We start from the raw sequence: 10882 nt of genomic DNA, 5'->3' as shown, positions 1-10882 counted from the left end.
GTTGCCGTTGTCGTGGCGGAGCCGCCAGCGGTACTCGTCGGCGCTGTCGCGGAACAGCTCGAACGTCGCCTTGCTCGCGCTCGCCTCCTCGTCGATTGCGGCCGCCTCGTCCGGCCACTCCATCTCGATCTCGAAGTGGACCGTCCCGTCCTCGCGCTCGAGTTCGACCTCGACGTCGCCGGTCGCCGCCGCGTCGACGGTCACCGTGCCGTCCTCGTCGACCGGCACCGGTTCGCCGCGGCCGAGCGCGCGGGCGATCCGGCGGAGGTACGTGGCCAGCCCCTGTCGGGTCCGCGACCGACTCGACTCGTGGATTGTCTCTTCTGGCATCAGGGAACGGTCTCGCGCGTGAAACAAAAGGGTACGCCCGAACACGGGCGTCTCGGGTGCCACCCCGGTTGTTCGGCGTCCGACGGTCACGCCGCGGGGGCCGACCCGCCCGGTCGCTCCGCGACGATCGTCTCGCCCGCGCGCACGCTGTCCCCCTCGGCCACCAGCAGGTCCTCGCGGGTCACGTCCGCGGGCAACACCACGTCGGCGCGGGAGCCGAACGAGACGTGGCCGACGCGGTCGCCGCGCTCGACGCGGTCGCCGGCCTCGACGGACGGGTGGATCCGGCGGGCGAACCAGCCCGCGATGACGAGCAGCTCGTACTCGCCGAAGTCGATCGCGACCTGCTCGTTGCGGTCCGACTCCTTGTCGAACGCCGGGCGGTTCGCGCCGGGGCGGTGGCGCACCTCGCGGACCTCGCCGGCGAGCGGCGCGCGGTTGACGTGGACGTCGGTGACGTTCATGAACACGCCGACGCGGAGGCGCGAGCCCTCCTCGCGCACGACGGAGACGGTGCCGTCGGCCGGGGCAACGACCGCCTCGTCGCCCGTCGGCGGGTCGCGCTCCGGGTCGCGGTGGAACCAGAGGACCCCGAGCGCGAGCGCGACGAGCGCGGCGCCGACCGGCGGGAGGAACGGCAGCGCGACGGCGCCCGCGAGCGCCGGGACGAGCGCGAGGTCCCACGCCGCGTCGACGACCGGGAACGGGAGGAGCCGCGAGAGCGGCGGCGCTCGGCTCACGGGGCCGCCTCCGCGTCCCGCAGCTCGGGCGAGAGCTCGGTCCGGCCGGCCGCCCACGCCGCGAGCAGGTGGACGAGGTGGGTCGTGTCGTCGAGCCCGTCCGACATGTCGAGGTCGGCCTCGCCCGCGAGCGCGTGGAGCCGGGCGAGGTCGTCGCCGCCGTACTCGGAGCCGGCGCGGGCGACGCGGAGCGTCTCGCGAAGCAGTTCCCCGCCGTCGTACCCCTCGTCGAGGAGGTCGTCGAGCGTCGAGCGCGCGTCCTTCAGGTCGCCGCTTCGGGCGTCGGCGAGCGCCTCGCGGAGCGCGTCGTCGTCGCCGACCTCGCCCAGCGCCTCGTAGGCGGTCGACATGGTGATCTCGCCGCCCTCGACCGCGGTCGCCTGCGCCGAGAGGATCGCCTCGCGGAGGTCGCCGCCGGCCGCGCTGGCGACGAACTCCAGCCCGTCGCCGTCGTAGTCGACGCCCTCGCGGTCGCAGATCGCTTCGAGGACGTCGATCGTCTCGTCGGTCGTCGGCGAGCGCACGCGGACCGGGAAGCAGCGCGACCGGATCGGGGCGATGAGCTTCGACGGCTGGCGGGTCGCGATCACGAACTGGGTGGTCCGGTGGTGCTTCTCCATCACGCGGCGCAGCGCCTGCTGGAAGTCCTCTCGGATCGCCTCCGCGTTGTCCAACAGGATCGTCTTGTACTCGCCGGACATCGGCGCGTACGACGCCGACTCCTTCAGCACGCGGTTTATCATGTCGCGTTTCGCCATCGAACTCCGCCCGGCGAGGAAGCCCTCGAACCGCGGGTCGGTCCGGATCTCCTTTTTCGTCCGGCCGAAGAAGTCGGCGACGTTGATCTCGATCAGGTCGGCGTCCGGGTCGGCGTGCGACGCGTCGGCGAGCGCGCGCGCCGCGGCCGTCTTCCCGACGCCCGGCGGCCCCTGGACGACGAGGTTCATCGGTTCGTCGACGGCCCGACGCAGGCGGTCGCGGGCCTCGTCCTGCCGGATCTCGTCGAGGCCGGGCGCGTGCGTGTCTGTCCACAGCGGTCCGTCCATGCCGTGTAGGTCGGGTCCGCGCGCTCAAGAATCGGTCGGTCGCGGCGCCGTCCGCCTACCGCCGTCGCGCGCGCTCGACGGCGCGGCCCCACAGGTACGCGGTCACGAGGAGGCCGTACGCGAGGACGAACGTCCCGAACAGCGGACCGGCGCGCGAGACGGTGAACAGCGCCCCGCCGACGCCGACGGCGACGACGAGCGCGGTGAAGCCGAGGGTCCACCCGAAGAAGTAGGCGGCGTGGCCGGCGACCGGTCTGAGGGCGGCCGCGGAGAAGGCCCGGCGAAGCGACCCCTCCCGACCGTAGGTGATCAGCGAGACGGGGACGAGGTACGTGCCGAGGACGCCGAGGAAGAGGACGGCCGTCGAGCCGGCGAGGATGCGGCCGACCGGCGCGTTCGAGCCGGGGTCGAGCGTGACGACGCCGTAGAGCGTCACGAGGAGGGCCGCGAACGGGATTCCGAGGAAGACCAGACAGACGGCCGTCCCGCCCAGCGACCGGCGGGCGAGCGTCCGGCCGTCGGAGAGGAAGAGGGGCATCGAGTCTCCCCGTTCGCTGGCGGTCAGCACGCGCACGAGGTAGCCGACGACCGGCAGCGCCGGGAGGACCGGGACGACGACGGACAGCGCGAACAGCAGCCAGACGGCGAGAAGGGGCCGCTCCCGGGCGTCGCCGGCGATGGGGTACGTGACGGCGGCGATCGAGGGGCGCATGCGTACGCCAATCCGCCGGACGGTAGTATGCCCGTCGGTCCGTCGCCGTTCGACCGAGAGTAAAGAATTCCGATTACGGCCGGGGGTGACGGGCAGACGGGTCCTTCAGAAATAGTTCTAAAAGAATGAGTAAGTATATATGGGAATCATCCATTGTACATCGTGAAGTACCATGACAGACCAAGACAACCGGCTATCGCGGCGACACTTCGTCGGAGCGACGGGGGCAGCGACGCTCGCAGGGCTCGCTGGCTGTTCCGGCGGCGGTGACGGCGGGGACGGAAGCGACGGCGGAAGCGGGAACACGCTCGAAGTTCTTCACGCCTGGACCGGCGGCGACGGCGCGCGCGCGGCAGAGGCGCTCGTCACCGCCTTCGACGAGGCGCACCCGGACATCGAACACGAGTTCAACCCGATCGGCGGCGGCGGCAACCAGAACCTCGACGCCGTCGTTGCGAACCGCCTCCAGAACGGCAACCCGCCGAGCTCGTTCGCCAACTGGCCCGGCCCGAACCTCCAGCGGTACGAGGGCGTGCTGGGCGAGGTCGGCGACGTGTGGGAGTCCGAGGGCTTCGCTGACGTGATGGTGGACGAGGCGGTCGACCTCCACCAGTACAACGGCGCGTATCGCGCGGTTCCGCTCGGCTCGCACCGGCTGAACTGCCTGTTCTACAACACGTCTGTCGTCGAGGAGGCGGGGGTCGACCCCGACTCGCTGACGAGCGTGTCCGCGCTCATCGACGCGCTGGACACGGTCCAGACCGAGACGGACAAGACCCCGATGACCCACGGCGCGAGCGGTACCTGGACGACGACCCAGCTGTTCGCCTCGACGATGCTCGGGCAGGAAGGGTACGACGCGTACATGAGCTTCCTCGACGGGAACCCGGACGAGGCGGCCGTCCGCGCGACCTTCGAGTCGCTCGGCGAGATCCTCGAGAACTACATCAACGAGGACGCCGCATCGATCGGGCTCACGGAGTCCAACCAGAACATCATCGAGGGCAACGCGGCGTTCATCCACCAGGGCAACTGGGCCGCCGGTGCGTACCGGAACGCCGAGGACTTCAACTACGACGAGGACTGGGGCTTCAAGACGTACCCCGGCTCGGAGGGCATGTACATGCTCCACTTCGACTCGTTCCTCTACCCGTCGAGCAACCCGAGTCCGGAGGCGAGCAAGACGTTCCTCTCGTTCGTCGGGAGCAAGGAGGCGCAGATCGCGTTCAACCAGTATAAGGGCTCGATCCCCACGCGGACCGACGTCGACATGAGCGAGTTCGGCCCGTACCTCCAGGAGACGCAGCAGGACTTCGCGGAGGCCGACGAGCGGCCGCCGAACCTCCAGCACGGGCTGGGCGTCCCCTCGGAGACCATGACGGCGCTGAACGAAGTGATCTCCAGCGAGTTCTCCCGACCGTACAACGTCGACGCCGCGACGCAAGGCTTCGTCGACGCGGTCTCCAACTGACTCCGGTCCTCGATGCGACCGGATTTTAGCGGTTTCGGCACACGACGACCCACATGACACGGAACACTGACACCGGTGACGGGAGTGGCGACGCGGTCACGGACGGCGGCGTCACCGAGGAGCGCGGCGGGTCCGGATTCAATCCGATCACCGCGCTGAACGAGCGCTTCGGCAGCGACTTCGTCGAGTCCTCGCAGTTCTGGCTGCCGCCGTTCCTGCTGGTCGGCCTCTTCGTCTACGGGGCGATCATCTGGAACCTCCTGATCTCGCTGACCGACTTCAGCGGCTTCGGGACGCCGGACTACAGCGACTTAGACCTCGAGATGTACGGGCGGGCGCTGGCGGACAGCGGGTTCGTCGACGCCGCGATAAACACGTTCATTCTGCTCGTCGGGTTCACCCTCGTGACGCTCGCGATCGGGCTCGGACTGGCGATCCTGATAGACCGGAACATTCGGTTCGAGAACACCTTCCGGACGATCTACCTGTTGCCGATGAGCCTCTCGTTCGTCGTCACCGCCCAGTTCTGGGCGTGGATGTTCAACTTCAACAACGGGGTCATCAACATCGTCATCACGTCGCTCGGCTTCGGCCGAGTCAGCTGGATCGGCAACCCCGACATCGTCCTCTGGGCAGTGATGTTCGCGCTGATGTGGCAGTTCGCCGGCTACGCGATGGTCGTGTTCCTCGCGGGCCTGCGAGCCATCCCGTCCGAGCACTACGAAGCGGCGAAGGTCGACGGCGCCTCGACGGTGCGGATGTACTGGCGCGTGATCATCCCGCAGCTGAAGGGGTCGACGATCAGCGCCTCGGTCGTCCTGATGGTGTTCGCGCTGAAGGCGTTCGACTTCCTCTACTCGCTGGTCGGCGGCTACCGGCCACCGAACGGGGCCGACATTCTGGCCACCAAGATGGTCCGCGAGGCGTACGCGAACCTGAACTGGGCGTACGCGTCGGCGATCGCCATCACCCTGTTCGTGATGACGCTCGGGATCGTCGGACCGTACCTCTACTACCAGTACAACCGAGGGAACCTATGAGCGACGACGCACGAACTGACGGCGGCACGGCATCGGCGACGGACTCCGGCGCGTCCGCGGGGCCGCTCTCGGAGGTCGACGGGTACCGGGTCCTCCTGTATCTCGGGCTCCTCGGGTTCCTGACGTTTTTCATGGTCCCGATCGAGTCCGGGCTCGTCACCTCGTTTAAGACTTCCAGCGGCGTCACCGGGTCGCTCCCGTTCGCGCCGCCGACGGGGAGCACGTTCACCTTGGAGAAGTGGCAGACGGCGTTCGACGCGCTCGGACGGGGTCTGGTAAACAGCGCGCTGTACGCGATCCCGGCGACCGTGATCTCGGCGCTGCTCGGGAGCTTCGCGGCGTACGGTCTCACGCAGTCTAACTGGAAACAGCGGTACAAGGCGCCGGTCCTCGCGCTGTTCGTCGCGGGGATCTTCATTCCGTACCAGGCGGTGCTAGTCCCGCTCTCGCAGTTCTGGTCGATGATCCCGCTCCAAGAGGCGCTCGGCTTCCTGTGGGCGCTCGGGATCAACAACGACTACACCGGGATCGTCGAGCTGATCGTCACCCACGTGGCCTACGGGCTCCCGATCTGTACCGTTCTGTTCCGGTCGTACTACAAGAACATGAGCGAGGAGATGATCGAGGCCGCGCGGTTGGACGGCGCGTCCATTCGCCGGATCTACCGCCGCATCGTGCTCCCGCTCTCGGGGCCGATGTTCGCGGTGGTCCTGATCTATCAGTTCACGCAGATCTGGAACGACCTCCTGTTCACCCTCGTGTTGGTCCAGACCGAATCCAGCGCGGCGGCGCCGATCGTGTTGATCCTCGCCGGACTGGGGACGTCGCTCGAAGGACAAGACTTCGCGCTCCGCATGGCGGGCGCGTTCATCGCCGCCCTGCCGACGCTCGCGGTGTACATCGCGTTCGGCGAGGAGTTCGCCGAGGGGGTGGCGACATGAACGCCGCCGCCCGCCAGCAGCAATCCATGACTCGACAGCAACAACGCAGCCGACCGGAGGTATCGCTCTCAAACCGCAGCGCCGTTTCGCGGGGGCGATAGCATGGGGACGCTCGAACTCGACGGCGTGACCAAGGTGTTCCCCGACGGCGACAACGAGGTCGTCGCCGTCGACGACGTCGACATCGAGATGCGCGACGGCGAGTTCCTCGTCGTCGTCGGCCCCTCGGGCTGTGGCAAGTCGACGACGCTCCGGATGGTCGCGGGGCTGGAGACGGTCACCAGCGGTGAGATCCGACTCGCCGGGGGCGTCATCAACGACGTGAAACCGCAACACCGCGACATCGCGATGGTGTTCCAGTCGTACGCGCTGTATCCGCACATGACCGTGCAGGGGAACATGGCGTTCGGGCTGGAGGAGTCGACGGACCTCTCCGAAGACGAGATCGAGACGCGCGTCACCGACGCGGCGGAGACGATGGGGATCGCCGAGCTGCTGGACCGGAAGCCGTCCGACCTCTCCGGCGGCCAGCAGCAGCGGGTCGCGCTCGGGCGAGCGATCGTCCGCGATCCCGAGGTGTTCCTCATGGACGAGCCGCTCAGCAACCTCGACGCCAAGCTCCGGTCCGAGATGCGGACGGAGCTCCAACGGCTCCAGGACGAGCTGGACGTGACGACGATGTACGTCACGCACGACCAGACCGAGGCGATGACCATGGGCGACCGGATCGCGATCCTCAACGCCGGCGAGCTCCAGCAGGTCGCGACGCCGCTGGAGTGTTACCACGAGCCGGCGAACCGGTTCGTCGCCGGGTTCATCGGCGACCCGTCGATGAACTTCTTCCCCGTCGAGCGCGACGGCGACACCCTCGTCGCCAACCGCTTCGACTACCCGCTCGCCGAGTCCACCCTCGGCGACGTCGGCGACGTCACCGACCTCACGCTCGGCGTCCGGCCCGAGGACATCTCGCTGGCCGACGGCGCGGCCGGGGACCACACCTTCTCGACGGTGGTCGAGGTCGTCGAGCCGATGGGCGACGAAAACACCGTCTACCTCCGGTTCGAGGACGCGCCGGAGGGCGAGACGTTCATCGCCACCGTCGGCGGCCTCCAGCAGATATCGGTCGGTGACGAGGTCCAGATCGAAATCCCCGAGGAGACGATCCACCTCTTCGACGGGACCACCGGCGACGCGGTCCATAACCGCGAGATCGAGGAGTAACGCACCGGAAAACGTCCCGCGTCGGCGACGCCGCGGACGCGATTCACGCGGCTTCGACCTCTGTTACTCCCGGATTCGTTCCACTTCGCGCCGGACGCCCTCCCGCACCCTGTCGGCGACGTCGCCGCCCGGGTCGTCGACGGTCTCGGCGTCTTCCGTCTCCAAGAGGCGGTCCAACTTGCGCTCGAACTCCCGCTCGTCGATCTCGCCGCGCGCGTAGCGCTCGCGGAGGGCGTCGAGCGCGGGGTCGCCGGTCGCGTCCTCGCGCTCGTCGGGGTCGTCCTCGGGGACCGGCTTCGTGAGGACGTGGAAGACGGGGAGGACGATGAAGAGCCCGAAGAACCACACGAGCGGGAGGGTCCACCAGAGGCCGGTGAGGAGCGGGGCGGCGACGCCGGCGCCGACGACGCAGAGCGCGAACACCCGCCGCCAGCGGTGGCGGAGGTTCCACGCGATCCGGCCGGGGAGTCCGGTCATGGTCGAGGCGACGCCTGCGAGGCCCAAAGCGGTTTCGTCGACCGACCCGGCGGCCGCGACGGAGTCATTCCCGGTCGATCACGAGCCGGTCGCCGGGGTCGACGCCGTGGCGCTCGCTCCACCCGCGCGGGACTTCGAGGACGTACCGCCCGGTGCCCTCGTAGCGGGTGAGCGGCCGCGACTCCGGTTCGGCCTCGTGGATCGTCGTGACGGTCCCGTTCGCGTCGGCGAAGACGATGTCGAGCGCGAACGCCATGTCGCGCATCACGTACGCGCGCTCCGCCGAGTCGCCGTGGACGAACAGCATCCCCTCGCCGGCGTCGAGGTCGTCGGTCGCGGAGAGCCCGACGTACTGCTTCACGAACCCGTCCGCGACCCGGGCCTCGACGGTGGCGAGCGACTCGCCCGTCTCGCCGTCGACGGCCTCGACCGTGGCGGTGTCGTAGCCGGTGATGAGGAGGGCCGGGTTCGCGGCGGCGACGGCGACTCCGAGGAGGCCGACGAGCGCGACCGCGGCCGCGACCCCGACGAGACGGCGGTTCACGGTCGGGGTTCGCGGCGCGGAAGGAAATCGTTTTCCGCTCTCGGCGGGTTCAAACGGGTGAGGGCTCGTGGTCTAGCTGGTTATGACGCGGCCTTTACAAGGCTGAGATCGGCGGTTCGAACCCGCCCGAGCCCATTTCCTGCGGCGAGCAATCCGCGAGCCGCAGGTATGGAGGGGCGCGGTTCGAACTACGCGAGACGAGCGAAGCGAGTCTCGCCATCGAGTTCGAACCCGTCCGAGCACGTTTTCGAGCCGAGCAAAGCGGTCAGAAGCGCACACTAACTCTCACAGGTCGTCAGTCTCAAACTTCCAGAGTCCAGCCAGTGGGGGTGCGAGAGTCCAGAAAATCATCATCGCTGCCGCGGATATCTGGATCCGTCGCTGAGTGCCCGTTATCTCGCCGGACTGAAGCAGAATGTCAGTGATGACCCCGAACGCACCGGAGGGTCGCCCGACTCTGAGCAGCGTGTACAGTTCCTGTCCGGTGATCGGGAGCCACGATGGGTCCGCAGCGGTCAGCCAGAGTGACAGCGGGATCTCCGCGACAGACCAGACTGGGATAAACAGCACGTATATCGCGAGTCCACCGATGAGGGCTCGCGTCTGCGTCGACACCGCCGCAGAGAACCCGACGGCGATACCGATGAACGAGCTTCCGAGCAGACAGGCGAAGAAGACGTATGCTATGAACTTCACCAGATCAAGCTCAAGCGGGCCAACCGCAAGCAGGAGGGCAGGGAAGACAAACGCGGTGATAACGGAGAGGGAGAAGGCGCTCGAACGACCGGCAAGCTTCCCAAGAACCACGTCAGTCCGGGAATTCGGTAAAGAGAGCAGAAGCTTGATCGACCCCGACTCACGTTCGCCGCTGATTGCGTTGTAGCTGATGACTAATGCGGTGAGCGGCACGAGCGTTCCGACCATGAATCCGATGAGCCGCGCGTTCAGGAACGCATTCGACGAAACCGTTTCGCCGGTCGGCGGTCGTACCTGATACGCGACAAAAGAGACGAGACCGAGGAACAACAGGGTCAAACCAAGTAGCCAACGGGATCGAATCGCGTCGCGGAAGTCCTTTTTTGCGATCGGAATCACACTCATTGGTCGCTCACCCCCTCACTTTCAGCCTCGTCTCCCGGTGGATTTCCTGAGGTCGGAGTCGACACCGGTTCGTCCCGAACGCTGTCAATCGCCGCGTCGCCCTCCGTGTACGCCAAGAAGAGGTCCTCCAGCGAGGCCTCGCGCGTGTGGAAGTCGGCGACTGCGACGCCGGCCTTCTCCAGAGCGCCGATCACGTCCGTCTTCGCGTCGCTGGCGCAGTTCACCACCAGTTCGTCGCCGTCGCGGGTGACGCCGGAGACGCCCGGGAGCGCCCGGACCGCCGCGACCGCGTCGTCGTCGGCGCCCGCGGCCGCGACCTCCAGCGTCTCCTCGCCGCCCACCGCCTCGCGGAGCCCCTCGACGGAGTCCTCGGCGACGAGCTCGCCGTCCCGGAGGATCCCGACGCGGTCGCAGACGGCATCGACCTGTTCGAGGATGTGCGACGAAAAGAAGACTGTGGCGCCGCGATCGGCCTCTGTGCGGACGATCTCGCGCATCTCCTTCGCGCCGGCCGGGTCGAGGCCGGAAGAGGGCTCGTCGAGGATCAGCAGGTCGGGGTCGCCGACGAGCGCCATCGCGAGGGCGAGCCGCTGGCGCATCCCCTTCGAGTACTCGCCGGCGGAGCGGTCGGCCGCGTCGGCGAGGCCGACGCGGTCGAGGAGCGCGTCCGGGTCGTCGTCGGCCGCTTTCGACTCGACGGCGAACTCGACGTGTCGCCGACCGGAGAGCCGGTCGTACACCGAGAAGCCGTCCGGGAGCACGCCCGTCCGGCCCCGGATCTCGACTCCGTCCGTCGCGACGTCGGCGCCGAGGACGCGGACCGTCCCCGCGGTCGGCCGGACGAGGTCGAGCAGCATGTCGATCGTCGTCGACTTGCCCGCGCCGTTCGGTCCGAGAAATCCGTACACCTCGCCGTCTTCGACGGTGAGGTCGAGGCCGCGAACGGCCGTGACGTCGTCGAACTCCTTTCGAACGCCCCGCAGTTCGATCGCGGTCATACCCTTCGGTTCCGGCGTAGCTTGATAAAGGGTTGCGGGTCGAGGCGCGGGACGCCCGCCCGCTCAACGAATATATCGTCGAACATACCTTTTCCCGCCGGTCGAAATGTTTTGTTAAAAGTAATAAAGAATATCATCCAGTTATCTGACTGCTTTTCACCAGTCGAAGCGGGCCGATGCGAGGAAGAAAAGTAACTGTTTTTGGGGCGCCTTGAGGCTTTTGTCTACAGATCTATCCTCGTATAAAGATTTAAATGATAA

The 10882-nt window shown here is 67.7% G+C and carries 12 protein-coding genes and 1 tRNA gene; 5 read left to right on the top strand and 8 right to left on the bottom strand.

Annotation, left to right across the window (positions count from 1 at the left end; translation table 11 throughout):
• From AC4NMM_RS13845 to AC4NMM_RS13830, 4 genes are all read right to left on the bottom strand, one after another.
• The coding region (locus AC4NMM_RS13845; protein ID WP_491924523.1) for an amphi-Trp domain-containing protein at positions 1 to 330 on the bottom strand (330 nt) is incomplete at its 3' end.
• Positions 331 to 416: 86 nt separating this feature from the next.
• Positions 417 to 1070 carry a protein sorting system archaetidylserine decarboxylase gene (locus AC4NMM_RS13840; protein WP_096394403.1) on the bottom strand — a complete coding sequence of 218 codons (654 nt, stop codon included), beginning with the start codon at positions 1068 to 1070 and terminating at the stop codon, positions 417 to 419.
• Positions 1067 to 2116 carry an AAA family ATPase gene (locus AC4NMM_RS13835; RefSeq protein ID WP_491924522.1) on the bottom strand — a complete coding sequence of 350 codons (1050 nt, stop codon included), beginning with the start codon at positions 2114 to 2116 and terminating at the stop codon, positions 1067 to 1069. The genes AC4NMM_RS13840 and AC4NMM_RS13835 overlap by 4 nt, the downstream gene beginning before the upstream one ends.
• A gap of 55 nt (positions 2117 to 2171) precedes the next feature.
• Positions 2172 to 2828 (bottom strand): DUF4013 domain-containing protein, encoded by a 657-nt coding sequence (locus AC4NMM_RS13830; RefSeq protein ID WP_096394401.1) that lies wholly within the window; start codon positions 2826 to 2828, stop codon positions 2172 to 2174.
• Between the two features lie 172 nt (positions 2829 to 3000).
• Here AC4NMM_RS13830 and AC4NMM_RS13825 point away from each other — a divergent pair, with 172 nt between their 5' ends.
• The 4 genes from AC4NMM_RS13825 to AC4NMM_RS13810 all read left to right on the top strand — a co-directional run bounded on the left by AC4NMM_RS13825 (position 3001) and on the right by AC4NMM_RS13810 (position 7501).
• The gene (locus AC4NMM_RS13825; protein ID WP_491924521.1) at positions 3001 to 4299 is read left to right on the top strand and encodes an ABC transporter substrate-binding protein; all 1299 of its coding nucleotides are present in this window, start codon (positions 3001 to 3003) and stop codon (positions 4297 to 4299) included.
• A gap of 53 nt (positions 4300 to 4352) precedes the next feature.
• The gene (locus AC4NMM_RS13820; RefSeq protein ID WP_096394399.1) at positions 4353 to 5339 is read left to right on the top strand and encodes a carbohydrate ABC transporter permease; all 987 of its coding nucleotides are present in this window, start codon (positions 4353 to 4355) and stop codon (positions 5337 to 5339) included.
• Entirely contained in the window at positions 5336 to 6280 is a 945-nt protein-coding gene (locus AC4NMM_RS13815) for a carbohydrate ABC transporter permease (protein WP_096394398.1), read from the top strand. The genes AC4NMM_RS13820 and AC4NMM_RS13815 overlap by 4 nt, the downstream gene beginning before the upstream one ends.
• 102 nt (positions 6281 to 6382) lie before the next feature.
• Positions 6383 to 7501, top strand: coding sequence for an ABC transporter ATP-binding protein (locus AC4NMM_RS13810; protein WP_491924520.1), 1119 nt, complete (start codon positions 6383 to 6385; stop codon positions 7499 to 7501).
• A gap of 63 nt (positions 7502 to 7564) precedes the next feature.
• Here AC4NMM_RS13810 and AC4NMM_RS13805 read toward each other — a convergent pair whose 3' ends face one another.
• Entirely contained in the window at positions 7565 to 7978 is a 414-nt protein-coding gene (locus tag AC4NMM_RS13805) for an SHOCT domain-containing protein (protein WP_096394396.1), read from the bottom strand.
• A gap of 64 nt (positions 7979 to 8042) precedes the next feature.
• Complete coding sequence (locus AC4NMM_RS13800; RefSeq protein ID WP_096394395.1) at positions 8043 to 8522, bottom strand: DUF192 domain-containing protein; 480 nt, start codon at positions 8520 to 8522, stop codon at positions 8043 to 8045.
• Positions 8523 to 8583: 61 nt separating this feature from the next.
• On the opposite strand from AC4NMM_RS13800, the gene AC4NMM_RS13795 reads away from it, so the two are divergent.
• A tRNA-Val gene (locus tag AC4NMM_RS13795) sits at positions 8584 to 8657 on the top strand.
• Between the two features lie 150 nt (positions 8658 to 8807).
• Here the strand turns inward: AC4NMM_RS13795 and AC4NMM_RS13790 are convergent.
• Both AC4NMM_RS13790 and AC4NMM_RS13785 read right to left on the bottom strand, forming a co-directional pair.
• Positions 8808 to 9623, bottom strand: coding sequence for an ABC transporter permease (locus AC4NMM_RS13790; protein WP_491924519.1), 816 nt, complete (start codon positions 9621 to 9623; stop codon positions 8808 to 8810).
• Positions 9620 to 10621, bottom strand: coding sequence for an ABC transporter ATP-binding protein (locus AC4NMM_RS13785; protein WP_491924518.1), 1002 nt, complete (start codon positions 10619 to 10621; stop codon positions 9620 to 9622). The genes AC4NMM_RS13790 and AC4NMM_RS13785 overlap by 4 nt, the downstream gene beginning before the upstream one ends.
• Positions 10622 to 10882 lie beyond the last annotated feature (261 nt).

This window comes from Halorubrum sp. SD41 (genome assembly GCF_058630335.1).
The sequence above is the reverse complement of the archived record's forward strand: the minus strand, read 5'-3'. Positions and strand labels throughout refer to the sequence as shown.

Bases quoted from the DNA above. Each gene is read 5' to 3' on its own strand.
- AC4NMM_RS13835 (WP_491924522.1), bottom strand. From the start codon at position 2,116: ATGGACGGACCGCTGTGGACAGACACGCACGCGCCCGGCCTCGACGAG.
- AC4NMM_RS13830 (WP_096394401.1), bottom strand. From the start codon at position 2,828: ATGCGCCCCTCGATCGCCGCCGTCACGTACCCCATCGCCGGCGACGCC.
- AC4NMM_RS13825 (WP_491924521.1), top strand. From the start codon at position 3,001: ATGACAGACCAAGACAACCGGCTATCGCGGCGACACTTCGTCGGAGCG.
- AC4NMM_RS13820 (WP_096394399.1), top strand. From the start codon at position 4,353: ATGACACGGAACACTGACACCGGTGACGGGAGTGGCGACGCGGTCACG.
- AC4NMM_RS13815 (WP_096394398.1), top strand. From the start codon at position 5,336: ATGAGCGACGACGCACGAACTGACGGCGGCACGGCATCGGCGACGGAC.
- AC4NMM_RS13810 (WP_491924520.1), top strand. From the start codon at position 6,383: ATGGGGACGCTCGAACTCGACGGCGTGACCAAGGTGTTCCCCGACGGC.
- AC4NMM_RS13805 (WP_096394396.1), bottom strand. From the start codon at position 7,978: ATGACCGGACTCCCCGGCCGGATCGCGTGGAACCTCCGCCACCGCTGG.
- AC4NMM_RS13790 (WP_491924519.1), bottom strand. From the start codon at position 9,623: ATGAGTGTGATTCCGATCGCAAAAAAGGACTTCCGCGACGCGATTCGA.
- AC4NMM_RS13785 (WP_491924518.1), bottom strand. From the start codon at position 10,621: ATGACCGCGATCGAACTGCGGGGCGTTCGAAAGGAGTTCGACGACGTC.